The sequence below is a fragment of the Microbacterium sp. LMX7-1.2 genome, assembly GCF_040675935.1.
Classification (GTDB): domain Bacteria; phylum Actinomycetota; class Actinomycetes; order Actinomycetales; family Microbacteriaceae; genus Microbacterium.
In genome coordinates, this window is record NZ_JBEGIL010000001.1 from 3,653,760 (window position 1) to 3,678,406 (window position 24,647).

At 69.4% G+C, this 24,647-nt stretch carries 25 protein-coding genes; 18 read left to right on the forward strand and 7 right to left on the reverse strand.

What is annotated here, in order from left to right; translation table 11 throughout:
• The first annotated feature begins 9 nt into the window (after positions 1-9).
• A complete protein-coding gene (locus MRBLMX7_RS17925) occupies positions 10-663 on the forward strand; it encodes a DUF1990 family protein (protein ID WP_050721952.1) in 654 nt (217 codons plus the stop codon).
• 1 nt (position 664) lies between these two features.
• Positions 665-1,882 carry a radical SAM family heme chaperone HemW gene (gene hemW / locus MRBLMX7_RS17930; RefSeq protein ID WP_363370557.1) on the forward strand — a complete coding sequence of 406 codons (1,218 nt, stop codon included), beginning with the start codon at positions 665-667 and terminating at the stop codon, positions 1,880-1,882.
• 44 nt (positions 1,883-1,926) lie between these two features.
• Here the strand turns inward: hemW and MRBLMX7_RS17935 are convergent, their stop codons facing one another.
• Positions 1,927-3,342, reverse strand: a complete 1,416-nt coding sequence (locus MRBLMX7_RS17935; RefSeq protein WP_363370559.1) for a carboxylesterase/lipase family protein — start codon at positions 3,340-3,342, stop codon at positions 1,927-1,929.
• Between the two features lie 122 nt (positions 3,343-3,464).
• Between MRBLMX7_RS17935 and hrcA the strand changes: the two genes are divergently transcribed.
• The 9 genes from hrcA (at position 3,465) to MRBLMX7_RS17980 (ending at position 11,487) form a co-directional block, all read left to right on the forward strand.
• A complete protein-coding gene (hrcA, locus tag MRBLMX7_RS17940) occupies positions 3,465-4,496 on the forward strand; it encodes a heat-inducible transcriptional repressor HrcA (RefSeq protein WP_363370561.1) in 1,032 nt (343 codons plus the stop codon).
• A gap of 37 nt (positions 4,497-4,533) precedes the next feature.
• Positions 4,534-5,649 (forward strand): molecular chaperone DnaJ, encoded by a 1,116-nt coding sequence (gene dnaJ / locus MRBLMX7_RS17945; protein WP_050720710.1) that lies wholly within the window; start codon positions 4,534-4,536, stop codon positions 5,647-5,649.
• Between the two features lie 13 nt (positions 5,650-5,662).
• The gene (locus MRBLMX7_RS17950; protein WP_363370563.1) at positions 5,663-6,391 is read left to right on the forward strand and encodes a 16S rRNA (uracil(1498)-N(3))-methyltransferase; all 729 of its coding nucleotides are present in this window, start codon (positions 5,663-5,665) and stop codon (positions 6,389-6,391) included.
• A gap of 44 nt (positions 6,392-6,435) precedes the next feature.
• Complete coding sequence (locus tag MRBLMX7_RS17955; protein ID WP_363370565.1) at positions 6,436-6,783, forward strand: HIT domain-containing protein; 348 nt, start codon at positions 6,436-6,438, stop codon at positions 6,781-6,783.
• Between the two features lie 61 nt (positions 6,784-6,844).
• On the forward strand, positions 6,845-7,870 hold the full coding sequence (locus tag MRBLMX7_RS17960) for a PhoH family protein (RefSeq protein ID WP_082297447.1): 1,026 nt from the start codon (positions 6,845-6,847) through the stop codon (positions 7,868-7,870).
• A gap of 37 nt (positions 7,871-7,907) precedes the next feature.
• The gene (gene ybeY, locus MRBLMX7_RS17965; RefSeq protein ID WP_050720714.1) at positions 7,908-8,366 is read left to right on the forward strand and encodes an rRNA maturation RNase YbeY; all 459 of its coding nucleotides are present in this window, start codon (positions 7,908-7,910) and stop codon (positions 8,364-8,366) included.
• On the forward strand, positions 8,363-9,655 hold the full coding sequence (locus tag MRBLMX7_RS17970) for a hemolysin family protein (RefSeq protein WP_363370566.1): 1,293 nt from the start codon (positions 8,363-8,365) through the stop codon (positions 9,653-9,655). Before ybeY ends, MRBLMX7_RS17970 begins: the two co-directional genes overlap by 4 nt.
• Positions 9,648-10,544, forward strand: a complete 897-nt coding sequence (era, locus tag MRBLMX7_RS17975) for a GTPase Era (RefSeq protein WP_050720716.1) — start codon at positions 9,648-9,650, stop codon at positions 10,542-10,544. The genes MRBLMX7_RS17970 and era overlap by 8 nt, the downstream gene beginning before the upstream one ends.
• A 4-nt stretch (positions 10,545-10,548) precedes the next feature.
• Positions 10,549-11,487 (forward strand): quinone oxidoreductase family protein, encoded by a 939-nt coding sequence (locus MRBLMX7_RS17980; protein ID WP_363370569.1) that lies wholly within the window; start codon positions 10,549-10,551, stop codon positions 11,485-11,487.
• A 1-nt stretch (position 11,488) separates the two neighbouring features.
• Here the strand turns inward: MRBLMX7_RS17980 and MRBLMX7_RS17985 are convergent, their stop codons facing one another.
• Together MRBLMX7_RS17985 and MRBLMX7_RS17990 are read right to left on the reverse strand one after the other, a co-directional pair.
• Positions 11,489-11,854: a bleomycin resistance protein gene (locus tag MRBLMX7_RS17985; RefSeq protein WP_363370571.1), complete on the reverse strand. Its 366-nt coding sequence runs from the start codon at positions 11,852-11,854 to the stop codon at positions 11,489-11,491.
• Positions 11,855-11,894: 40 nt separating this feature from the next.
• Positions 11,895-12,533: a hypothetical protein gene (locus MRBLMX7_RS17990; protein ID WP_363370573.1), complete on the reverse strand. Its 639-nt coding sequence runs from the start codon at positions 12,531-12,533 to the stop codon at positions 11,895-11,897.
• Positions 12,534-12,728: 195 nt separating this feature from the next.
• Here MRBLMX7_RS17990 and leuA point away from each other — a divergent pair, with 195 nt between their 5' ends.
• The gene (gene leuA / locus MRBLMX7_RS17995) at positions 12,729-14,483 is read left to right on the forward strand and encodes a 2-isopropylmalate synthase (protein WP_363370575.1); all 1,755 of its coding nucleotides are present in this window, start codon (positions 12,729-12,731) and stop codon (positions 14,481-14,483) included.
• 191 nt (positions 14,484-14,674) lie between these two features.
• On the opposite strand, the gene MRBLMX7_RS18000 is transcribed toward leuA, so the two are convergent.
• Positions 14,675-15,370: a trimeric intracellular cation channel family protein gene (locus tag MRBLMX7_RS18000; RefSeq protein ID WP_363370577.1), complete on the reverse strand. Its 696-nt coding sequence runs from the start codon at positions 15,368-15,370 to the stop codon at positions 14,675-14,677.
• A 34-nt stretch (positions 15,371-15,404) separates the two neighbouring features.
• On the opposite strand from MRBLMX7_RS18000, the gene recO reads away from it, so the two are divergent.
• Together recO and MRBLMX7_RS18010 are read left to right on the forward strand one after the other, a co-directional pair.
• A complete protein-coding gene (gene recO, locus MRBLMX7_RS18005; RefSeq protein ID WP_050720722.1) occupies positions 15,405-16,148 on the forward strand; it encodes a DNA repair protein RecO in 744 nt (247 codons plus the stop codon).
• Positions 16,145-16,948, forward strand: coding sequence for an isoprenyl transferase (locus MRBLMX7_RS18010; protein ID WP_363370579.1), 804 nt, complete (start codon positions 16,145-16,147; stop codon positions 16,946-16,948). The genes recO and MRBLMX7_RS18010 overlap by 4 nt, the downstream gene beginning before the upstream one ends.
• Here the strand turns inward: MRBLMX7_RS18010 and MRBLMX7_RS18015 are convergent.
• Complete coding sequence (locus MRBLMX7_RS18015; protein ID WP_363370581.1) at positions 16,888-17,499, reverse strand: AAA family ATPase; 612 nt, start codon at positions 17,497-17,499, stop codon at positions 16,888-16,890. The two genes, MRBLMX7_RS18010 and MRBLMX7_RS18015, sit on opposite strands and share 61 nt — an antisense overlap.
• Before the next feature lie 54 nt (positions 17,500-17,553).
• Between MRBLMX7_RS18015 and MRBLMX7_RS18020 the strand changes: the two genes are divergently transcribed.
• Positions 17,554-18,246 (forward strand): DsbA family oxidoreductase, encoded by a 693-nt coding sequence (locus tag MRBLMX7_RS18020; RefSeq protein ID WP_363370583.1) that lies wholly within the window; start codon positions 17,554-17,556, stop codon positions 18,244-18,246.
• Positions 18,247-18,309: 63 nt separating this feature from the next.
• Here the strand turns inward: MRBLMX7_RS18020 and MRBLMX7_RS18025 are convergent, their stop codons facing one another.
• The gene (locus MRBLMX7_RS18025) at positions 18,310-19,524 is read right to left on the reverse strand and encodes a metallophosphoesterase family protein (RefSeq protein WP_363370585.1); all 1,215 of its coding nucleotides are present in this window, start codon (positions 19,522-19,524) and stop codon (positions 18,310-18,312) included.
• Positions 19,525-19,681: 157 nt separating this feature from the next.
• Positions 19,682-20,173 (reverse strand): glutathione peroxidase, encoded by a 492-nt coding sequence (locus MRBLMX7_RS18030; RefSeq protein WP_363370587.1) that lies wholly within the window; start codon positions 20,171-20,173, stop codon positions 19,682-19,684.
• Positions 20,174-20,232: 59 nt separating this feature from the next.
• On the opposite strand from MRBLMX7_RS18030, the gene dusB reads away from it, so the two are divergent.
• From dusB to dnaG, 3 genes are read left to right on the forward strand one after another with little or no spacing between them, the layout of a single operon-like run.
• On the forward strand, positions 20,233-21,387 hold the full coding sequence (gene dusB, locus MRBLMX7_RS18035; RefSeq protein WP_363370589.1) for a tRNA dihydrouridine synthase DusB: 1,155 nt from the start codon (positions 20,233-20,235) through the stop codon (positions 21,385-21,387).
• Positions 21,377-22,762 carry a deoxyguanosinetriphosphate triphosphohydrolase gene (locus tag MRBLMX7_RS18040; RefSeq protein WP_363370591.1) on the forward strand — a complete coding sequence of 462 codons (1,386 nt, stop codon included), beginning with the start codon at positions 21,377-21,379 and terminating at the stop codon, positions 22,760-22,762. Before dusB ends, MRBLMX7_RS18040 begins: the two co-directional genes overlap by 11 nt.
• The gene (gene dnaG, locus MRBLMX7_RS18045) at positions 22,762-24,630 is read left to right on the forward strand and encodes a DNA primase (protein ID WP_363370593.1); all 1,869 of its coding nucleotides are present in this window, start codon (positions 22,762-22,764) and stop codon (positions 24,628-24,630) included. Before MRBLMX7_RS18040 ends, dnaG begins: the two co-directional genes overlap by 1 nt.
• The last annotated feature ends 17 nt before the right edge of the window (positions 24,631-24,647 follow it).

The window sequence follows — 24,647 nt, forward strand, 5'->3', positions numbered from 1 at the left end:
CTGGACGGCATGCGGCGCGGGACTTTCCGAGACGACACGGTTGACTATGCGGCTGTGGGTGCGACCCATGCGCCCGACCTCATGCAGTACCCGCCGGAGCACAGCATCCCGGCGGAGAGTTCGTGGCGCATCGGCAGCGGATCCGAGCGCTTCGAGACCGCGGGCGAGTCACTGCTCACGTGGACCGCGCAGCGCGCGTCCGGACTCGCCGTCGAGGACGTCCGTCCTGCGCCCGGCCCCGCCTACGCGGGCGTGAGCTTCGACGCGGAGGGCACCCCGATCGCGCCGAGCAAGAACGAGGTCGAGCAGCGCTTCGACGCGGAGGGCACGCCGTTCGCCGGCCCCGGGATGACCCTGCGGGTGCGCGGACGGGTCGGCAGCATGAGCGCCGACGCCGAACTCCGGGTGATCTCGGTGACCGAGGAGAAGAGACGGGTGGGACTCGTGCTGGGAACGGTCGGCGGATCTGTCGTGCGCGGTGAGGAGTCCTTCGACGTTGAGTGGCGCGAGGACAACGACGAGGTGTGGTTCACGGTGCGCGCCTTCGACGCCCCGAACTCTCTGCTCTACCGCACGATCCCCGCGCTCGTGAAGCGTCGGCGGCGGGAGCTGTTCGCACGCTACCTCCGCGCGATCTCCCCGATGTACGCGACTCCCGTCTGAGATGGCGGGACCCCTTCCCCTCGGCGATCCGGCTCCGGCCGACGGACGGCTCCCCGGCGATCTCACGATCGATCGTGCTGTGCCGTTCTCGGCGTACCTGCACGTCCCGTTCTGCAGCGTGCGCTGCGGATACTGCGACTTCAACACCTACACCTCGAACGAGCTGCGGGGCGCGAAGCAGGAGGACTACGCGTCGACGCTGATCACCGAGATCGATCTGGCTCGCCGTGTGCTGACGGATGCCGGGGCGTTGCGCCCCATGGATACGGTGTTCTTCGGCGGGGGCACCCCCACCCTGCTGCCCGCGGGCGACCTGGCCCGGATGCTGGCCGCGGCGACCGAGGCGTTCGGCCTGGCGGACGGCGCCGAGGTCACCGTCGAGGCGAATCCCGACACGGTCACGCCCGAGGTCGCGCGCACGCTCGCCGACGCGGGTGTGACGCGTCTGTCGATCGGCATGCAGTCTGCCGTGCCGCACGTCCTCGCCGCGCTCGACCGCACGCACCGTCCCGAGAACGTGCGCACCGCGGTGGCCGCGGCTAAGGATGCCGGACTCGCCGTGAGCGTCGACCTGATCTACGGCGCGCCGGGGGAGTCCCTCGCCGACTGGGAGGCGTCTCTCGACGCCGCGCTCGCGCTGGACTCCGACCACATCTCCGCCTATGCGCTGATCATCGAGGACGGCACGAAGCTCGCGAGACAGATCCGTCGCGGCGAGGTCCCGACCCCAGACGACGACCTGCAGGCGGACATGTACGAGCTGGCGGACGCGCGACTCGCGGCCGCCGGGTACGAGTGGTACGAGGTCAGCAACTGGTCGAAGACCCTCGAGCAGCGGTCACGGCACAACCTCGCGTACTGGCGGGGGAGCGACTGGTGGGGGTTCGGTCCCGGGGCTCACAGCCACGTCGCGGGGCTGCGCTGGTGGAACGTCAAGCATCCGGCGGCGTACGCGCAGCGACTCGCCACATCTGAGTCACCGGCCGCCGGCACGGAGCGTCCCGACGCGGAATCGCGGATGCTGGAGCGCATTCTGCTGCTGAGTCGGATCCGCGAGGGCATCGCGACATCCGACCTGCGGGCGGACAAGCGCAGCCGCGTGGCCGGACTCATCGCCGACGGACTCGTGGAGGGGGAGGCCGCGATGCGCGGGCGGGTGCAGCTCACGCTCCGTGGTCGCCTGCTCGCCGACGCGGTCGTGCGCGAGCTCACCGACTGAGCGCGTCTCCTGACCGACCTGCCCTTCACGCCGCTCGCAGGGCCTCAGGGGAGCAGGTCGAGAGCCTCGGCGCGTCGCTGCGGACCCGTCGAGCTCTCGACGTCGAACACCCGGGTCGTGCGCTCCGGGCCGTAGGTGGGCCATCCAGGATCACCCGTCGTGATGAACGAGATCCACGCACGATGCATCTCGTCGGCGAGACGCTGAGGGGCCTCGGTGCCGGCGAGACGTGTCGTCTCGGGGTCGTCGAGCCTGTCGAACACGAACCCGAGCTCGAGCGCGTGGGCCGCGCGGAGATCGCGGATCGGACTCGGCCACGCGAACTCGTACACGTAGGTCGGAGCGCGCCGCGCCCGCGCGACACGGGTCAGCGGCGCACGCAGCATGACGTCGGTCGCGAGCTGGCCGAAGATCTCGCCCGTCGACGCACCGGGGAAGGCCCTGCGGTAGGCCGCGACGGCTCGCGCCGGGATCCGCAGCGCCGACCGGGCGAGCAGGAGCTTCAGCCGACCGATGCCGGCGAGCGCGTCCGGGGCGAACCACAGCCGATACTCGTCGGTGTTGCTGCCGATGAGCAGCGGTACGTCGATCTCCGGGATCACCTCGTGCGGAGAGCGCGGGAGCGAGTCCTCGTCGATCGCGAACTGGAATCCGGGTGCGCCCCCGAGCGGAGAGGATCCGGATGCCTGTTCCCGTCGTGCGTCGAGCAGTCGATCGGGGCTCACTCCGAGAAACGACGCGCGGTCCTGGGCGATGCCGAGACGTTTCGCGAGCTGCGCGGTGACGCGTCCTGCCTTCGATGGAATCTGCGCTTCCAGCGGCCCCGACTCGATGATCGCGCGGGCGACCAACGCACGCGAGTCCGCCCGCGCGAGCAGACCGGCGACGATCGCGCCGCCCGCCGATTCGCCCATCAGGGTGATCTGCGACGGATCGCCGCCGAACGCGGCGATCTCGCGGTGCACCCACTCGAGGCCGGCCGCGGCGTCGAGCAGTCCGAGATTGCGCGGTGCTCCGTCGAGCACCGAGAAGCCCTCCGAGCCCAGTCGGTAGTTGATCGAGGCGAACACGATCCCCGCACGGGCGAAACCGGCACCGTCGTAGAGCGACAGAGCCGCGGTGCCGCGTTCGAGCGCACCGCCGTGGATCCAGAGGACGACCGGCGCGCCTGCGGCGTCCATCGGCGCCCACACGTTCACGGAGAGGATGTCCTCGCCGGGGATCGCGACCGATCCCAGCAACTCGCCGATCGCGGCGGCGTACGGGCGTTGCGGCGCAGTGGGCCCGAACGCGGTCGCCTCCCGCACACCGGACCAGTGCTCCGCGGGGTGCGGCGCCCGGAAACGGCGGTCGCCGAAGGGTGCAGCCGCGTAGGGGATGCCGAGAAAGCGGCGGACGCCGTCCACGACTTCCCCGCGCACGATCCCGCTGGACAGAGTGGTGTCGGTGGCATCGCTCATGCTCGTCATCGTAGAGGCGTTCCGCGCATCCGCTCCGAGGGCGAGTAGAATTGGCACTCGAAGCCGGTGAGTGCCAGACCAAGGGGGCCCCGGCGCGACGAGTTCAGACGAGGGGAGAGGCGATGGTCAGCGAGCGAGGCCTCCAGGTGCTGCGCGCGATCGTGCAGGACTACGTGGAGACCCACGAGCCCGTCGGCAGCCGCTCCATCGTCGACCGATACTCCTTCGGGGTCTCGGCAGCAACGATCCGCAACGACATGGCGCTGCTCGAGGACGAGGAGCTGATCGCGGCACCGCACACCTCCTCGGGGCGCGTGCCCACCGACAAGGGCTACCGCGTGTTCGTCGACCACCTCGCCCAGCTGCGCCCGCTCTCGGTGGCGCAGCGCTCGGCGATCGAGTCCTTCCTCACGGACCCCGCGGATCTCGACGACCTCATGGCCCGGACGGTCCGCGTGCTCACGCAGCTCACGGGTCAGGTCGCTCTCGCGCAGTACCCCTCTTTCGCCCGCGCGCAGCTCACCCACATCGAGCTCGTCGCCCTGGCCCCGAACCGCCTGCTGATCGTGCTCGTCACGGACGCCGGCGGCGTGTCGCAGCGCATGGCGCAGCTGCCGTCCGACATCGACGAGGCCGACATGGGGCTGCTCCGGGCGCGCCTCTCGGCCCTGCTCACCGGCCGGGCCGTGAGCGATGCGGCCGAGCGGGTCCGGGCACTGCTCGACGGCGACGACCACGCGAACGACGCGGTGCTGCGCACGCTCGCGACCGTGATCGTGGAGGAGCTCGGCACCTTCCGGCAGGAGCGCCTGGTGATGGCGGGCGCGGCGACGCTCGCACGTCGCGAGCACGACTTCCGCGGCAGCATCCATCCGCTCCTGGAGGCGATCGAGGAGCAGGTGACCCTGATCCGCCTCATGAGCGAGATGGAGACCGACGCGCACGGTCTCGCGGCGAGCATCGGCGCCGAGAACGCGTCGTTCGGTCTCGACGAGGCGTCGATCGTCGCGAGCAACTACGCCGCGCGCAGCGGCACGGCACGCGTCGGGGTCATGGGGCCGACGCGCATGGACTATCCGAGCAACCTCGCGGCGGCACGGGCCGTGGCCCGCTACCTGTCGCGGATGCTCGACGAAGACGAGGCGTCCCGCTGACGCGGACGCCCAGAGAACACACGCAGAAGGGCCATTTGTGGCGGACCACTACGAGGTACTCGGCGTCTCCCGCGACGCCTCCACCGACGAGATCAAGAAGGCGTACCGGCGACTCGCCCGGCAGCTGCACCCGGATGTGAACCCGGGTGAGGAGGCCGCCGAGAAGTTCAAGCTCGTGACGCACGCCTACGACGTGCTGAGCGACGACGACTCGCGCCGCCGCTACGACATGGGCGGCGGTGACGGCGCGTCGGGCAACTTCCAGGGCTTCGGCGGCTTCGGGGACATCTTCGAGACGTTCTTCGGCGCGGCCCAGGGCGGCGGACGCGGGGCCAGGCCCCGGTCGCGACGGGAGCGCGGACAGGATGCTCTCGTGCGCGTCACGCTCGATCTCGGGGATGTCGTCTTCGGTGCGCACCGCGACATCGAGGTCGACACGGCCGTGCTGTGCGAGACGTGCAACGGCTCGTGCTGCCAGGAGGGAACGTCGCCCGTCACCTGCGACATCTGCGGCGGCTCCGGGCACGTCCAGCGCCAGGTGCGTAGCCTGCTCGGCAACGTCGTCACCTCGCAGCCCTGCGGCACCTGCGAGGGCTACGGCACGACCATCCCGTACCCGTGCGGCACGTGCGGCGGCCAGGGCCGTGTGCGATCGCGTCGCACGGTGTCGCTGGACATCCCCGCGGGGGTCGAGACGGGTCTCCGTCTGCAGCTCCCCGGATCGGGCGAGGTCGGCAAGGCGGGCGGCCCGAACGGCGACCTGTACGTCGAGGTCACGGTGAACCCGCATCCCGCGTTCAGCCGCGACGGCGACGACCTGCTCGCGACGCTCGAGGTCGCGATGACCGACGCGATCCTCGGCACCGAGACGAAGATCCAGGGGCTGGACGGCGAGGTCGACCTCGAGATCCGGGCGGGCGTGCAGTCCGGCGACGTGCTCACGATCAAGGGTCGGGGGATCACCCCGCTGCGCGGCACCCAGCGCGGCGACCTGCGGGTCGGCGTGCAGGTTCTGACGCCGACGAAGATCGACTCCGCGCAGCGCGCGCTGATCGAGGACTTCGCGAAGAAGACCAAGGCGCCGGCTCCGCAGCTCGCCCAGTTCCAGCAGGGACTGTTCTCGAAGCTCCGCGACCGGTTCCGCTCGCACTGACCCGAAGGACGCCGTGGCCCTGCATTTCCTCGTCGAGACGTCCTCGGACGCCGTCGCCGGCGACCTCGTGTCGCTGACCGGTGCCGAGGCGAAGCACGCCGCGGTCGTGCGTCGCCTCCGCGTGGGCGAAGCGGTCACCGTCGGCGACGGTTCCGGGGTCTGGCTGACCGGGACGGCGGAGCAGGTGTCGCCGTCGCTCGTCGACGTCCGGGTGTCGGACAGGCGGGTCGACCCGGCACCGAGTCCGCGGCTCGTCCTCGTGCAGGCGCTCGCGAAGGGCGACCGCGACGAGCTCGCGGTGCAGGCCGCGTGCGAGCTCGGCGTGGATGAGATCGTGCCCTGGCAGGCGAGCCGCAGCGTGTCGCGCTGGGAGGGTCCGAAGGCCGTCAAGGGGCGGGAGCGCTGGGCGACCATCGTCCGCGAGGCGGCCAAGCAGGCCCACCGGTCCTGGGTGCCCGAGGTCGCGGCTCCGGCATCCACCAAGGATCTCGCTGCCCGCGCGGCCACGCAGCGCGTGCTGCTGCTCGACCCGACGGCTCCTGACCGGTTGTCCGCGCTCGTGCCGGACGGACGCGACATCGTGCTCGTCGTCGGCCCGGAGGGCGGGATCGCGGATGCCGAGATCGAGGCGCTCGTCGCGGCGGGTGCCGAGCGCGTCCTGCTGGGCGACACCGTTCTGCGGACCTCGACCGCCGGGCCCGCCGCCGTCGCCGTGCTCTCGACCGCGCTGGGGCGCTGGTGACAGCTCTCCCGGCCCGGTCGGTGGACGATCGGTAGACTGGCAGCATGTCCGAACCCTCGATCTTCACGCGCATCCTCGACGGCGACATCCCGGGTGAGATCCTGCTGGACACCGGCCGGGTGTTCGCGATCCGGGACATCGATCCGCAGGCGCCGCTGCATGCGCTCGTGATCCCCAAGACCGCGGAGTACCGCGACGTCACGGAGCTCGCCGCCGGCGACCCCGGTCTCCTGGCCGAGATGGTCGCCGCCGCGAAGCAGCTCGCGACCGAGCACGCCAACGGCGAGTACCGCCTGATCTTCAACAACGGCGCGAGCGCCGCCCAATCCGTCTTCCACGTGCACGCCCATGTGCTCGGCAACATCGAGGAGAACAAGCTCGTTGGCTTCTGACCACGACAACACACCCACCGACGGCGACGTCACCGAGCGGTTCTATGCCGACGGCGTCGCGATGGTGCAGCTGCTCGGTCCGCAGGACCGCCTGCTCCGGATGCTCGAGAAGGAGCATCCGGACGTCCAGGTGCTCGTTCGCGGCAACGAGATCACGCTCAGCGGCGCGGCGGATGCCGTGGCGCGGGCGAAGAACCTCGTCGACGAGCTGCTCACCATGACGAAGGCCGGGCACGACCTCGCTCCGAGCGACGTGTCCAGCTCTGCGCGGATGCTGCGCGCCGACGGCGGACCGCGCCCGAGCGAGGTGCTCGGCGAGGCGATCCTGTCGACCCGCGGCAAGGTCATCCGACCCAAGACGCTCGGGCAGAAGGAGTACGTCGACGCGATCGAGGAGAACACGATCGTGTTCGGCATCGGTCCCGCCGGCACCGGAAAGACCTACCTTGCGATGGCCAAGGCCGTCCAGGCGCTGCAGCGCAAGGAGGTCACCCGGATCATCCTCACGCGGCCCGCCGTGGAGGCGGGGGAGCGTCTGGGGTTCCTCCCCGGCACGTTGACCGACAAGATCGACCCGTACCTGCGACCGCTGTACGACGCGCTGAACGAGATGATGGACCCCGAGATCGTGCCGCGCCTGATGGCCACCGGCACGATCGAGGTGGCACCGCTGGCGTACATGCGCGGTCGAACGCTCAACGACTCCTTCGTCGTGCTCGACGAGGCGCAGAACACGACGCCCGAGCAGATGAAGATGTTCCTCACGCGTCTGGGCTTCGGAACACGCATGGTGGTCACGGGCGACATCACGCAGGTCGACCTGCCGCAGGGGGCGTCGGGCCTGCGACTCGTCACGCGCGTGCTCGACGGCATCGACGACATCCACTTCTCCCGTCTCACGAGCGACGACGTCGTGCGCCATTCGCTCGTCGGCCGCATCGTCGACGCCTACAGCGAGTACGACGAGCGCCGCACGGCGCAGCGGCACGAGCGGGAGCAGGCGGCCGAGTTCGCCAACCGCGCCGAGCGCCGTGGCGCGCAGCGACCCGGACCTCGAGACCGGATGCCGAAGCGAGGCCTCTCCTGATGAAACGACCCCAGGTCCTGATGAAACGAGCCCACTCATGATCGAGATCAACAACGAGTCGGTCATCGACGTCGACGAGACCGTTCTGCAGCGTCTCACCGATTTCAACCTCGCCCAGCTCCATGTGAGCCCGGACGCCGAGGTGGCGATCGTGCTCGTCGACGAGGGCGCGATGGAGGCTCTGCACGTGCAGTGGATGGATGAGCCGGGACCCACCGACGTCCTGAGCTTCCCCATGGACGAGCTCCGCCCCGGCACGGAGGACCGGCCCACGGCACCGGGACTGCTCGGCGACATCGTCCTCTGCCCGCAGGTGGCCGAGACGCAGGCACAGGCCGCAGGGCACACCCTGATGGACGAGCTGATCCTGCTCACGACCCACGGGCTGCTGCATCTCCTCGGCTTCGACCACGCCGAGCCCGACGAGGAGCGTGAGATGTTCGGCCTGCAGAAGGAGCTCATCCAGGGCTTCGCGGCGGCCGAACGTCGGCGATGACCGCGGGTCTCCTGCTGGCGGGCGCCGTCCTGCTGGTCGCCTTCGGCGGCCTCATGGCGGCGATCGACGCCGCTTTCGGCGTCACCTCGCGCTCCGACATCGAGGAGATGTCCGCAGAGGGCCGCAACGCGCGCCAGCTCGCCCGCATCGCCGTCGACCCCGACGCGCACGTCAACGCGGTCGCCTTCATCCGCGTGCTCGCCGAGGTCACGGCCGCCGTGCTCGTCACGGTCGCGTTCACGATCCTGATCGAGAACAACTGGCTCGCGATGCTCGCGGCCGCGGTGCTCATGACCGGAATCACCTTCGTGCTCGTAGGGGCGAGTCCGCGGTCCTTCGGGCGTCACCACGCCGACGGCATCCTCCGGGCCAACGCGCCCGTCGTGCGCGGCTTGCGCATCATCCTCGGCCCGCTCGCGCAGGGGCTCGTCCTGCTCGGCAACAAGGTCACCCCCGGCACGGGCCGCAGCTCGTTCACGTCCGAGGAGCAGTTGCTCAGTATGGTCGACGAGGCCGCGTCGAACGACCTCATCGAGGCCGACGACCGGGACCTCATCCACTCGGTCTTCGACTTCACCGACCAGTTCGTGCGCGCGGTGATGGTGCCGCGCACCGAGCTGGTGACAGTCGACGCCACGGCCACGACGGACGAGGCGATGACGCTGTTCCTGCAACGGGGCGTCTCTCGCATGCCGGTGGTCGACGACGAGGCCGACGACGTCGTGGGCGTGCTCTACCTCAAGGACCTGGTGCAGTTCGCATACCGCGACGACAACGCCTGGCGCGCGGCATCCATCCGTCCGATCTCGAGGCCGGCGACCTTCGTGCCCGAGTCCATGCGCGCCGAGACGCTGCTGCAGCAGATGAAGCGCGACGCGGTGCACGTGTGCCTGGTCATCGACGAGCACGGCGGGATCTCGGGCCTCGTCACGCTCGAGGACCTCATCGAGGAGCTCGTGGGCGAGATCGCCGACGAGTACGATCAGGTCTCGACGGAGGTCGTCGAGCTGGGCGAGGGCAAGTTCCGCGTCAGCTCGCGACTGTCGTTGGAGGACGTGGGGGACCTGTTCGGGCTCGAGCTCGAGGACGAGGACGTCGATTCGATCGGCGGACTCCTCGGGAAGACCCTCGGCCAGGTGCCGCAGCCGGGGGCCACGGCCACCGTCCACGGCCTCGCTCTCACGGGAGGAGCGTCCCGAGGACGCGGACGAGGGATCGCGACGGTGTTCGTCGAGAGGGCGGCCCCGGAGCAGACAGCAGACCACGACAGGGAGCGGAACGATGACTGAGAACACACGGAGCGGCTTCGTGACTTTCGTCGGACGGCCGAACGTCGGCAAGTCCACCCTCACGAACGCTCTGGTCGGCGAGAAGATCGCCATCACGAGCGAGAAGCCCCAGACGACGCGTCGGGCGATCCGCGGGATCGTCAACCGACCGGACGGACAGCTCGTGATCGTCGACACCCCGGGGATCCACAAGCCCCGCACGCTGCTCGGCGAGCGCCTGAACGACCTGGTGGAGCAGGTGCTGGGCGACGTCGACGTGATCGGATTCTGCGTGCCCGCGACCGAGAAGGTCGGACCCGGCGACCGACGGATCGCCGCGTCGCTCGACGGCTACCCCCGAGCGAAGAAGATCGCGATCGTGACCAAGACGGATGCCGCGTCGCGCGACGAGATCACGGAGCGCCTCATGGAGGCGGATGCGCTGCGCGAGGACTGGGCCGCGGTGATCCCGCTGTCCGCGCTGACCCGCGATCAGCTCGAGGTGCTCACGGACGAGATCCTCACGCTGATGCCGAAGGGGCCAGCGCTGTACCCGGACGACGTGAAGACCGACGAGTCGGTCGAGGACCGCATCGCCGAGATGATCCGCGAGGCGGCGCTGCACGGGGTGCGCGACGAGCTGCCGCACTCGATCGCCGTGGTCGTCGACGACATCGCCCCCCGCGAGGACAGCGACCTCACCGACGTGCACGCCTCGATCGTCGTCGAGCGCGACAGTCAGAAGGCGATCATCATCGGACACAAGGGCAGTCGCCTGCGCGACGTCGGAGCCCGAGCGCGTTCGGGCATCGAGGAGCTCCTCGGCACCCGCGTGTTCCTCGGACTCCACGTGAAGGTCGCGAAGGAGTGGCAGCGCGACCCCAAGCAGCTCGGGCGTCTGGGGTTCTGAACCGATGCGCGCGCGGCAGTGGATCGCACCCACCGAGGGGTCGCCGGAGACCTGGCGACTCGTCGATGTCGAGGTGCCGGATCCCGGTGTCGGCGAGATCACGGTGCGGGTCCGGGCCGCGGGGGTGAACCCGGCGGATGCCAAGCACGTCGCGAACTCTCGTCCGGGCGTGAGCTTTCCCGTCCCGATCGGCTACGAGATCTCCGGCGAGGTCGTCGCGGTCGGCCCCGACACGCGCATCGGCTCCGGCGACGTCGCGATCGGAGACGAGGTCCTCGCGTTCCGGGTGCAGGGCGGCTACGCGACCGCGGTGACGCTTCCCGCGGAGAAGGCGTTCCACAAGCCCGAAGCGCTGAGCCACGCCGAAGCGGCGAACCTTCTGCTCGCCGGTACGACGGCAGCCGAGATGCTCGCGGTCACGCATGCCCAGCAGGGGGAGACGATCCTGCTGCACGGCGCCTCCGGCGCGGTCGGCGTGAGCGTGCTGCAGCAGGCGGCGCTGCGCGGCATCCGTGTGATCGGCACGGCCAGCGAGGAGCGCGCGGACGTCGTGCGCGAGTACGGCGGCGTGCCGGTACGCTACGGCGAGGGTCTCGTCGAGCGGGTCGAGGCGGTCGCCGGCGGGTCGATCGCGGCTGCTCTGGATGCCGTCGGCACGGATGAAGCGGTCGATGCGTCGCTTGCCCTCGTGGCGGATCGCCGACGTATCGTGACGATCGCCGCCTTCGGACGCGCGTCTGCCGACGGCATCCTCGCGATCGCCGGATCCATGCCTGACAGCGCGCGATTCCGCGACGGCATCCGCGGCGAGCTCGTGGATCTGGCCGCACGCGGTGATCTCGTGGTGCCCATGGCGCGCACGTTCCCGCTGGAAGAGGCGCCCGCGGCGCTCGACCTCGTGCTCGGCGGGCATCCCGGCGGCAAGGTCGCGCTGATCCCCTGAACTATGGGCCGTTCTCGATCAGATTCAGCTGCGTCCCGTCGGGGTCGATGAGGAATGCTGCGCGCTGACCCCAGGGCTGGTCGCGCACGGGGTGCAGCCGGGGACGGCCCACGGTCTTCTCGGCGACCCCGGTCGCACTGATCTGCCGATACAGCTCGTCGAGGTCGTCGACCCGGACGCTGCACATGGCGTCGCTCTGCTCGGGCACGAGGGTCGGGAACTCGAAGAACTCCAGCTCGAGCTCTCCTCGCCGGAGGATCAGCCACCCCTCGTCCCGGTATACCTGCGCGAACCCGAATCCGCCGTAGAAGGCGATCGTCACCTCGAAGTCACGGGACGGGAGATTCGGCACCGCGTGATCGGTCATGCCGGAAGCATAGTCAGCCGGCCCTCTGCTTCCGTACGCCTCAGTCGACCTCGCGCAGCGCGGAGGTGACGATCACGACGCCGTCGCCGTAGATGCTGTCGACGGCATCCTGCAGTGTTCCGTCGTCCCAGACGACCTGAAGCCAGACGTATCCGCGGTCTGTGAAGATCGTGGAGACCCTATCATCGAGTGCCGTCGAGAGCTCGTCCTGGATGCGGGTCAGGTCGTCTGCCGGCGTCGAACCATCCACACCGCCCGTCGGATCCTCGGGGGCGACAGGGTCGAACAGAGCGAGCTTGATCGGCGGATCCGTCACGGTGAGATGCTCTCCGTCATACATGCCGTAGACGGCATAGGATCCCCATGTCGTCTCGCCGCTGCGCTCGTACCCGTCCACGCCGTCCCAGGTCCACCCCTCGAGGGGGAGGCCCGCGCACTGCGGCGGATACGACTCCATGATGGCGCCGTCGCACAACCGCGCCTCGCCCGCGACGTCGATCACCATGCCCACGCCGATCACCCGTCCGTCGGGCGGAGCCACATCGACCTTGCCCAGGGTGGGCGCAGAGGTGCTCGTCGGGGCGGGTGACGAGCCGGGTCCGTTCGCGCACGCCGACAGGACGAGGAGACCCGCCATCAGACCGGCGGCGAGAAACATGCGACGCTGCAGGGTGCTCATGACAGAGAGTGTCGGAGCCCCGGCGATCGTCTCAGATCCGGTCGAACCACTCCGAGCATCCTGCTAGCATGGCCGCATGCCTTTCGGCGGTCTGCTTCTTCTTAGCTGCCGCGACGAGTCCTGAAAGCTAGGGCCTTCCTCGTCGCGGCGCTCGTGTTGGCCCGAACACATTCCTGACGAGAGAAGAAGCCCCTCATGAAGAACACTCAGCGCCCGTCGGCGATGCCGATCCACAAGTACCGGCCTTTCCACGAGCAGATCTCGGTGCACCTGCCCGACCGCACCTGGCCCGACGCCCGCATCACCGAGGCTCCACGCTGGTGCGCGGTCGATCTCCGCGACGGCAACCAGGCTCTCATCGACCCCATGTCGCCGGAGCGCAAGCGCGTCATGTTCGAGCTGCTCGTCAGCATGGGCTACAAGGAGATCGAGGTCGGGTTCCCCTCGGCGAGCCAGACCGACTTCGACTTCGTGCGCCAGCTCATCGAGGAGAACCTGATCCCCGACGACGTCACGATCCAGGTCCTGACCCAGGCGCGCGAGCACCTGATCGAGCGCACCTACGAGTCGATCGCCGGCGCGAAGCAGGCCATCGTGCACCTGTACAACTCGACGAGCGTCCTGCAGCGCGAGGTCGTCTTCCGCACCGACAAGCAGGGCATCATCGACATCGCGCTCGAGGGTGCCCGCCTGTGCCGGAAGTTCGAGAAGACCATCCCCGACACGCAGGTGTACTACGAGTACTCGCCGGAGAGCTACACCGGCACCGAGCTCGAGTTCGCGGTGGACATCTGCAACCAGGTCATCGAGGTCTTCGAGCCGACCCCCGACCGCAAGGTCATCATCAATCTGCCGGCCACGGTCGAGATGGCTTCGCCGAACGTCTACGCCGACTCGATCGAGTGGATGAGCCGTCACCTGGCGCACCGAGAGAACGTCATCCTGTCGCTGCACCCGCACAACGACCGCGGCACCGCGATCGCGGCCGCCGAGCTGGGCTACATGGCGGGCGCCGACCGCATCGAGGGATGCCTGTTCGGCAACGGCGAGCGCACGGGAAACGTCGACCTCGTCGCGCTGGGCATCAACATGTTCACGCAGGGCATCGACCCGCAGATCGATTTCAGCGACATCGACCAGGTGAAGCGCACGGTCGAGTACTGCAACCAGCTGCCGGTGCCCGAGCGCAGTCCCTGGGCAGGAGACCTCGTCTTCACCGCGTTCAGCGGCTCGCACCAGGACGCGATCAAGAAGGGCTTCGAGGCCATGGCGGCCACGGCCGAGGCCAAGGGCGTCACGGTCGACGAGATCGAATGGGCCGTGCCGTACCTGCCCGTCGACCCGAAGGACCTCGGACGCTCGTACGAGGCCGTCATCCGCGTGAACTCGCAGTCGGGCAAGGGCGGGGTCGCCTACCTGCTGAAGGCCGACCACGCGATCGACCTCCCGCGCAAGCTGCAGATCGAGTTCTCCGGCGTCGTGCAGGCGAAGACGGATGCCGAGGGCGGAGAGGTCACGAGCGAGCAGATCTGGTCGGTCTTCAACGACGAGTACCTGCCCGCCGACGACTCGGCCGCCAAGTGGGGTCGTTTCGAGCTACTGGCGACGCAGACCCGCAGCGACATGTCGGGCGACGTGGTGCTCGACGTCACGCTGCGAGACGACGACGAGCAGGTGTCGGTCACGGGCAACGGAAACGGACCGATCGCCGCGTTCATCGAGGTGCTGCGCGCGCAGGGCTTCGACATCACGCTGTACGACTACGTCGAGCACGCCCTCAGCTCCGGCGGCGACGCGCAGGCCGCGGCGTACGTCGAACTGCAGGTCGGCGACCAGCGCCTGTGGGGCGTCGGCATCGACGGCGACATCTCGACGGCCTCGCTCAAGGCGATCGTCTCGGGTGTGAACCGCTCGATCCGCACGCGTCAGCACGAGCTCGCCGCCGTCTGACGCCGCGCGAGGCAACGCCTGCGCTCGGCGACGACTCGCCAGACGCTGACGCCCCCGCTGCGCTACGAGGCCCCTGCCCAGTCACGCAACTGAGCAGGGGCCTCGTAGCGCAACAGGGGCGTCGACGGGGGCGGCGGGCATCGACGAGTGCGATGCCGAGCGCTGGGGCGAGGCGCGGTTGGCGCTGCTCCTCAGTCGAGGCCGGGCTTGACGATCGGGATGACGCCGGTCTCGGCGGCGACCTTGCGGCGGTAGAGACGGCGCTGCTCGGGGAGCGACACGTCGAAGCTCACGGCGAGCACCCGGATCACGGCCGTCACGGCGATCCCGATCACGGCGGCGAGCGGGATCGACATCCCGAGGGCGTGCGCGATCACGATGAAGGCCGAGCCCCCGCCCGCGGCCACCGCATACAGCGACCCCACGTGCATGATGGCGGTCGGCAGGCCCATGAGCATGTCGCGCAGGACGCTGCCGCCGACAGCGGCGCACACGCCGATGAACACGGCCGGCACCTCGGGAATGCCGAGCGCGAGGGCCTTGCTCGTGCCGAAGGCGCCGAACATTCCGATCACGATCGCGTCGAGCCCGACGATGACCTTGTTGAGCCGCGTGAAGAGCCCGGCGAGCAGCATCCCGAACAGGGCGGCGCCCGTCGCGGTGACGAGATACCACTGGTTCTGCAGCGTCGCCGGGGTCTGGCCGAGCAGGATGTCGCGGATGAGACCGCCACCCATCCCGATCATGATCCCGATGATCGCGACGCCCAGCCAGTCGAGGCGGCGCTGTCCCTGGAATCCCGAGGCGAACAGAGCGCCCTGGACCCCGCCGAGTCCCACGCCGAGGAGATCCGCCCAGAACGGAATGATGAAGAGCGGTTCGGTCACCCGTCCATTGTCGCGCACGGAGGATAATCGAGGGGTGCCCACGTATCGAGACGAAGCGGTGATCCTGCGCACCCACAAGCTGGGTGAGGCCGATCGCATCGTCACGATGCTGTCGCGGCGTCACGGCAAGGTGCGCGCGGTCGCGAAGGGCGTGCGACGGACCTCGTCGAAGTTCGGCTCGCGGCTCGAGCCGTTCATGGTCGCGGACGTGCAGCTGTATCAGGGTCGCTCGCTCGACATCGTCCAGCAGGCCGAGTCGCTCGGGGCGTACGGCGCCGATATCGCCTCGCACTACGACCGCTTCACCTCGGCGAGTGCGATGGTCGAGACGGCCGATCGGCTCAGCGATTCCGAGGCCACGCCCGAGCAGTACCTTCTCCTGGTCGGCGGCCTGCGAGCGCTGTCCCGCGGGGAGCACGCGCCGCGCAGCATCCTCGACTCCTACCTCCTGCGCGTCATGGCGCTCTCGGGCTGGGCGCCGTCGCTCGGCGACTGCGCCCGCTGCGGAGCTCCGGGGCCGCACACGACTTTCGTCGCTCAGCTCGGCGGCCTGGTGTGTCGCAACGACGCCCCGGCCGGCAGCCCGCGCATCGCCGACCGCACGCTCGAACTCCTCCGCTCGCTCATGGCGGGGGAGTGGGACGTGATCGACTCCGCATCCGTCGCCGAGACCTCCGCGGCCTCGGGCCTCATCGCCGCCTACGTCCAGTGGCACCTGGAGCGCGGCATCCGCTCGCTCGCGCATGTGAAAGACGACCCTCGAGAAGGAGCACGGTGAGTCCCAAGCCCTACACGCACAAGGATGCCGTGGCCTACCGACCGCTCGACTGGACGGGCGTGTACCCGCCGACCTTCCCCGCCGTGCCCGAGCACGTCGCGATCGTCATGGACGGCAACGGCCGGTGGGCGAACCGCCGGGGGCTCACCCGCATCGAGGGGCACAAGGCGGGCGAGGAGGTGCTGCTCGACGTCGTCGCGGGCGCCATCCAGGCCGGGGTGAAGCATCTGTCGGTCTACGCGTTCTCGACCGAGAACTGGGCGCGGTCGCCCGAGGAGGTCCGCTTCCTCATGGGCTACAACCGCGACGTGCTGCACCGCCGCCGCGATCAGCTCAACGAGTGGAACGTGCGCATCCGCTGGGCCGGCCGGAAGCCGCGCCTGTGGGGCAGCGTGATCACCGAGCTGCAGCGCGCCGAGGAGCTGACGAAGAAGAACACCGGGCTGACGCTCACGATGTGCGTGAACTACGGCGGGCGGGTCGAGATCGTCGACGCGGTGCGCTCGATCGCTGCCGACGTGGCCGCGGGACGGGTCAGGCCGAACGCGATCACCGAGAAGATGATCCGCCGCCACCTCTACGTGCCGGACATGCCCGATGTCGACCTGTTCCTGCGCAGCTCCGGGGAGCAGCGCACCTCGAACTTCCTGCTCTGGGAGTCGGCCTACGCGGAGATGGTGTTCCTCGACACCCTGTGGCCGGACTTCTCACGCGAGGAGCTGTGGCGGGCGATCGGGATCTACCTGTCTCGCGACCGGCGGTTCGGCGGCGCGATCGACACACCCGACGCCCCGGCCTGAGCCCGCAGCCACCGCTCGGTCTCGCGGGGATGGCGCAGGCGCACGATCGTCAGGTGCGGGAACTCGGCCTCGGCCTCCGGCATCCGCTCGGTCCATTTGTGGAGCGTCTTCGTCTGCCAGGCGAGGATGTTCTCCTCGGGGTCACCGCGGAACATCCTCCAGATCGGCTTCTCGACGTTGCCGTTCCACATCCTCGTGCGCAGGATGCTGCGGCTCAGCGTCCGCCGCAGCAGGCGCGAGCGCACCACCCGGTACGGGTAGTCGAGCCAGATCACCAGGTGCGCCCGGGGCGTGAGGATCAGGTCGGTGCCCTTGCTCGTGTACTGCCACTCGGTGACCCAGCGGTCCTCGGCGGCGAACGCGCGCACGTCGTCGATGAACGTCGGCCGCGGTGTCCAGCCCTCCCCGTGGAACAGTCCGTCGATCTCGGTGTGGCGGAGACCCCACAGCGCGGCGATGCGACGCGAGAGCGTCGTCTTGCCGGAGCCGGTCACGCCCGCGACGAGCACGCGCTCGGGCACGCGGGGGAGTGGATCGTCGGCGGAGAGCATCCGAGAATCCTACCGACCGGAATAGGCCGGTCGGAGATGCGGTTGGATGACAGTGTGACTGACGCCATCTCCATCGACATCTGGTCCGACATTGCCTGCCCCTGGTGCTACATCGGCAAGCGCAACCTCGAGAAGGGGCTGGAAGCCGTCGCCGACGACGATGACGCCCCTCAGGTGAACATCACCTTCCACTCGTTCGAGCTCTCGCCCGACACCCCCGTCGACTTCGACGGCGACGAGGTCGACTTCCTCGCCGGACACAAGGGCATGCCGCGCGAGCAGGTCGAGCAGATGCTGTCGCACGTCACGGGCGTGGCCGAGAATGCCGGCCTGCAGTACCGTTTCGACCTGCTGCAGCACACGAACACGGTCAAGGCGCACGAGCTCCTGCACTTCGCGAAGGCGAACGACCTGCAGCATGAGATGGAGGAGCGGCTGATGTCCGCCTACTTCACCGAGGGCAAGCACGTCGGTCGGGTCGACGACCTCGTGGAGCTCGCCGTCGAGGTGGGTCTGGATGCCGATGCGGCCCGCGAGGCCCTCGAGTCCTCCCGTCACCTGCAGGACGTCCGTCAGGATCAGGCGCAGGCTCAGGCCTACGGCATCCAGGGTGTCCCGTTCTTCGTGATCGACGGCCAGTACGGCATCAGCGGCGCCCAGCCGCCCGCCGCCTTCGAGAACGTCCTGCGCGACCTGTGGGCCAAGCGCGGCGCTCCCGAGGCCGAGCCGGAGACCGCCTCGGCCTGAGAATTTTTCATGCAGAGGGGCGTCGGGACTTCAGCTCCCGACGCCCCTCTGCATGTCCGAGCGTCAGATCCTCTCCTGCTTCGGAGCCAGCGGAAGCGGCTCCATCGGCTGGTCGTCCGCGGTGAGGTCGATCCCGAGATCGCGGGCGTACACGACCCGCGTCGCGATCGACACTGCGTCGCCCGTCTCGGTGAGCTCGAACACTCGACCGCCGCGCATGCGGTTGCGCTCGGCGCCGTCGAGGCCATACGCGCCGAACCCCGTGCCGGGCGCATAGCCGAGCTTCACTCCGTAGTAATCGCCGACATAGTCGTTGACGTGATCGTGTCCGACGAAGACGCCCTTCACGTCGCCGCGCTCGAGGATCGCATTGAACATCCCCGAGTTGAACGGACCCGGGCACTCGTCCTCATTCCGTTCGCCGACGATCCCGTGGCGGGCGCGACCGCGCGCGGCGTCGGCCTCGGTGCGAGTGTCGACGCCGCCCCACCACATGAACCGGTGCTCCCACAGGGCGATATGCAGGAACATGAGGCCAGGTACCTTCGCTCCGCGCCGCTTCTCGAGCTCCTGCGACTGCTGGCGGTACCAGGCGACCTGATCCATGCGCACCCAGTCCCAGGTGGGGTAGCCGGCGAAGTCCTGGCCGTTCAGTGCCTCGGGGGCGTAGCGGCCGGAGTCCATCAGCCACAGGGCGAAGGCCTCCCTGTTCTTCTTCGCGGAGGAGGCGATCGTCGCGATCGTGTTGCTGGTGCCGGTCACACCGCGGGTGTTCTCGGCGTTCATGTTGTAGTCGTACGAGCGGTAGATCGCCAGCATCCCCGCCTCGTCGACCCCCGACTGAGGCAGGGAGTCCTCGTCGTGGTTCCCGAAGGTGACGGCCCACGGGATCTGACGGGACTCCATCGGCCAGACGACGTTGTTGATCGCCTGCTTGACGGCGAGCCGGGTCTCGCAGCCCCCGGTGATGACGTCGCCGTTGATGACCACGAAGTCCGGCGTCTCCTGATCGAGCACCTTCTCGATGAGTTCCACCGTGCGACGGTCGGTGAGCTCGTCGTCCTGCGTGTCGTTGAACTGCACGACCTTGAAGGTTCCGTCGGTGCGGAACTGCAGCCGTCCGACCTTGCCCGGCTTCGTCGGCCGCGCAGACGACGAGGCGTCGGGGCTCGCAGAAGCGTTCGCCGCCGCAGCGCCGAGCGGGAGAGCGGTGCTGAGCGCACCGAGCGCGCCTGCGGTCAGGACGGTCCGTCGGCTGATCGGCATGGTGTCGGGCATGGTCGGTCTCCTTGTCGTCGAGCGGCTGTCGCCGCGGCGAGACTACGGAGGATGCATGGCCGTGAACCGACCGACAGGTGAACGCGGCACTCGATCGCCGCCTGAGAGGCGGGATGCGCGGGTGACGCCCAGGTGAACCGGGCGGTCGCCGCGACTTCTAGCGGGTCAGCGCGGACTCGATCGCGCCGACGATGGCGGGGTCGTCCGGCTTCTGCTTGGGGCGGAAGCGGATGACGTCGCCGTCGGGCAGCACGAGGAACTTCTCGAAGTTCCACTCGACGCGACCGGCCTTGCCCGCGGCATCCTCGGTCTGCTTCAGCGCCTTGTAGAGGTCGGCGGCGTTCCGGCCGTTGACCTTGACCTTGTCGTTGATCGGGAAGGTCACGCCGTACGTCGTGGAGCAGAAGTCGAGGATCTGCTCCATCGACCCGGGCTCCTGACCGAAGAACTGGTTGCACGGGAACCCCACGACGCTGAATCCGCGGTCGCCGTACAGGCGCTGCAGCTCCTCGAGCTGCTCGTACTGCGGGGTGAGTCCGCATTTCGAGGCGACGTTCACGACGAGCACCACATCGCCCAGATCGTCGAGCGTCTTCTCGTTGCCGTCGGCGTCGAGGAAGGGGATGGAACGCACTGCGGGATCGGTCATGTTCACAGCTTAGGTCGATGCGCCGCCACAGGCTCCGTGTCTGGGAGAATGGACACGTCATGACTGTCGCAACCGCCCCCGTTCCCACCCTCCGCATCGGCCCGATCGCGCTCGACGTGCCCGTCGTCCTCGCGCCCATGGCAGGGATCACGAACACGGCGTTCCGTCGGCTGTGCCGCGAGTACGGCGCCGGCCTCTACGTGAGCGAGATGATCACGTCGCGCGCGCTCGTCGAACGCAACGAGACCACCATGCGGCTCATCCGCCATCACGAGTCCGAGACCCCGCGCTCGATCCAGCTGTACGGCGTCGACCCCAAGACGATCGCGGATGCCGTGCGCATCATCGTCGCCGAGGACCACGCCGACCACATCGACCTGAACTTCGGCTGCCCCGTGCCCAAGGTCACCCGCAAGGGCGGAGGCGCGGCTCTGCCGTGGAAGTCCTCGCTGTTCGCGGACATCGTGACGCAGGCCGTCAAAGCGGCGGGCGACATCCCGCTCACGGTCAAGATGCGCAAGGGCATCGACCCCGACCACCTGACGTTCCTCGATGCCGGCCGCGCGGCGGAGGATGCCGGAGCCGCGGCCGTCGCACTGCACGCCCGCACCGCGAGCGAGTTCTACTCGGGCTTCGCCGACTGGAACGCGATCGGCGAGCTCAAGCAGGCCGTCACCAGCATCCCCGTGCTCGGCAACGGCGACATCTGGTCGGCCGACGACGCCGTGCGGATGATGGCGCAGACAGACTGCGACGGTGTGGTCGTCGGCCGAGGCTGCCTCGGGCGTCCCTGGCTGTTCGGTGAGCTCGCGAACGCGTTCGGCGGCGAGGGCAAGACCGTCGACGCGACGCTCGGGTTCGTCGCCGACGCGTTCAAGCGCCACGCGGAGCTGCTCGTCGAGTTCTTCGAGGACGAGGACCGCGGATGCCGCGACGTCCGCAAGCACGTCGCCTGGTACTTCAAGGGCTACCCGGTCGGTGGCGATATCCGCACCGGGCTCGCGACGGCATCCAGCCTCCAGGAGATCGACGACCTGCTCCGGCGGCTCGATCACTCGGTTCCCTACCCGGGTGCGGATGCCGAAGGCCAGCGCGGCCGGTCCGGGCGACCCAAGCGTCCCGCTCTGCCCGACAAGTGGTTGGAGTCGCGGGAGCTCGCGGCGTCGGCATCCGAGATGATGCGAGGTGCGGAGATCGAGAACAGTGGTGGCTGAGGCTCGGGCGTCTGCGCGGGCGGACGGCTACGGCCAGCGCGACGCGGAGCGCTTCTTCGCGGAGACACATCGATCCGAGCGCGACGACTTCGCGCGCGACCGCGCCCGCGTCCTCCACTCCGCGGCGCTGCGCCGGCTGGCCGCCAAGACGCAGGTGCTCAGTCCCGCCAGCACCGCCGACTTCGCCCGCAACCGGCTCACGCACTCACTCGAGGTCGCGCAGGTGGGGCGCGAGCTCGCCACCGCGCTCGGAGTCTCCGCAGACGTCGTAGACACCGCGTGCCTGAGTCACGACCTCGGTCACCCGCCGTTCGGCCATAACGGGGAGCGGGCGCTCAACGAGTGGGCAGAGCCCATCGGGGGTTTCGAGGGCAACGCGCAGTCGCTGCGCATCCTCACGCGGCTCGAGGCCAAGGCGATCGACGACGACGGGTACTCCGTGGGGCTCAACCTCACCCGCGCGAGCCTCGACGCGACGTGCAAGTACCCGTGGACCGTCGACAGCCCCGTCCCCGATCCCGGAGGTCGTCTCAAGTTCGGCGTCTATCCCGACGACGAGGCGGTGTTCCGCTGGATGCGTGAGGGGGCGACCAAGCGCCTGCGCTGCATCGAGGCCGAGATCATGGACCTGTCCGACGACATCGGCTACTCCGTGCACGACTTCGAGGACGCGATCGTCAACGGCTACGTCGACGTCGCACAGCTCTCCGACCCCCGCGCGCACGAGGCGCTGATCGACCGCATCCAGCAGTGGGTCGGCTACGACTTCACACGCGATGAGCTCGCCGACGCCCTGTACCGCCTGTCGTCGCAGCCCATGTGGCTCACCTCGTTCGACCGCTCCCGCCGCGACCTCGCGAACCTCAAGAACCTGACGAGCGACCTGATCGGCCGCTTCGCCCGCGCCGCGGTCTCCGCGACCCGCGACGCCTACGCCGGCCCCGTGCTCGTGCGCTACAACGCGCACGTCGTGGTGCCGCGCGTGGTCGAGGCCGAGATCGCGGTGCTCAAGGGCATCATGGGCCAGGCGATCGTGACGATCGAGGCGCGCAAGGGCGTCTACAAGGAGCAGCGTCGCGTGCTCACCCGTCTCGCCGACGCCCTGTGGTCGACGGACGCGCTGTGGTCGGCCGGCGCCGACGTGCTCGAACCGGCGTTCTCGGCCGACTTCCGCGCCGCGACGTCTGATGCCGAGCGTGCGCGCGTGGTCGTCGACCAGATCGCGAGCCTCACCGACCAGAGCGCGATCGACTGGCACAACCGACTCGTGGGAGAGATCGACCCGGCCGAGGTGGGCATCTGGACGCCGCGTCACGCACGCCCCGGCGCTCGCGTGCACACGCCTCCGGCCGCGGTCATCGAAGGCGCGCGCTGATGCCCCGCATCCGTCAGGCCGACGTCGATGAGGTGAAGGCCCGCACCAACATCGCCGACATCGTGGGGGAGCGCGTCGCGCTCAAGTCGGCCGGTGTCGGCTCGCTCAAAGGGCTCTGTCCCTTCCACGACGAGAAGAGCCCGAGCTTCCACGTGCGACCGCAGGTCGGGTACTACCACTGCTTCGGCTGCGGCGAGTCAGGAGACGTCTACTCGTTCCTGCGGGAGATGGACCACGTGAGCTTCACGGAGGCCGTCGAGCGCCTCGCCGGCCGCATCGGCTACACCCTGCACTATGAGGACGGCGGGGCCGCGCCCGAGACCAGCGGGCGCAGCCGCCTCTACGCCGCGAACACCGCGGCCGCCGAGTTCTTCCGGGGGCAGCTGCTGACCCCGGATGCCGAGGCGGGGCGTCGCTTCCTCGGCGAGCGGGGTTTCGACGCCGGGGCGGCCGCGCACTTCGGCGTGGGCTTCGCGCCGCGCGGCTGGGACGGGATGCTCAAGGCGCTCAGCGCCCAGGGCTTCACTCGCGAGGAGCTCCTGACCGCGGGGCTCGTGTCGCAGGGCCAGCGCGGCGTGTACGACCGGTTCCGCGGACGCCTGGTGTGGCCCATCCGCGACGTCTCCGGTCAGACCATCGGCTTCGGCGCCCGCAAGCTCTTCGACGACGACCAGGGCCCCAAGTACCTCAACACCCCCGAGACGCCGATCTACAAGAAGGCCCAGGTCCTCTACGGACTCGACCTCGCCAAGCGCGACATCTCGCGCGGGGATCCCCGCCGCGTCGTCGTCGTGGAGGGCTACACCGACGTCATGGCCTGCCACCTCGCGGGCCTCACGACCGCGATCGCGACGTGCGGCACGGCCTTCGGCACCGACCACATCAAGGTGCTGCGGCGGGTGATGGGCGACGACAGCGGCTCCGGCGAGGTTGTGTTCACGTTCGACGGCGATGAGGCCGGGCAGAAGGCTGCGCTCCGCGCCTTCACCGAGGACGATCGCTTCAACGCCCAGACCTTCGTGGCCGTGGCGCCCGACGGCCTCGACCCGTGCGACCTGCGCCTGCAGCGCGGCGATGCCGCGGTCCGCTCCCTCATGGACTCCAAGCAGCCCATGTTCGAGTTCGCGATCGATCGCAAGCTCGGCGGGTTCGACCTCTCCACGGTGGAGGGGCGGGTCGGTGCCCTGCGCGCCGCGGCGCCGATCGTGGCCGAGATCAGGGACCGTCTGCTGCGCCCGGGGTACGAGCGCGTGCTCGCCCGTCGTCTCGGTATGGACCCCACCGAGGTGCATGGTGAGGTCGAGCGTGCGGCACGGAGCGGATCGTCGTCAGCCCGATCCGAGGGCAACCGACACGAACCCGTCTCCATCGAGTCGGTCCAGGGCGGATCGGGCTTCGCGCCCGTGACGCTTGCGAGCCTTCCCCGCAATCCCGATGTCGGCGTGGAGCGGGATGCGCTGATGGGCGTCATGCAGTACGGCCACCGCCTGGACCAGTCACTGGTCGCACGGGCCCTCGGGGCGCCGTTCCGCACGCCGGGTCTCGACGCGGTGCGCGAGGCCGTCGCCGCGGCTCCCGACCGCACCAGGGCGGGCTGGGTGACCGAGGCGGTCAATGCAGTGCGTGAGCCGTATCGTTCACTGGCGGGTGAGCTGCTCATGACCCCGTTCCCCGCGCGCGACGAGGAGGGTGCGGTCGTCTCGGCCACCGACCTCGCGCGTCGACTGATCCTGCGCGGGCTCGAGCACGAGAAGCAGGAGCTCCTGGGGGCCGTGCAGCGCGTGCCGGCGGACTCCGACGGGGGGCGCGCTCTGCGGATGCGCCTGCGCGACATCGACGTGGAACGCCAGCGCTTCACCGAGTCGTAACGGCATCCCTCGCGACC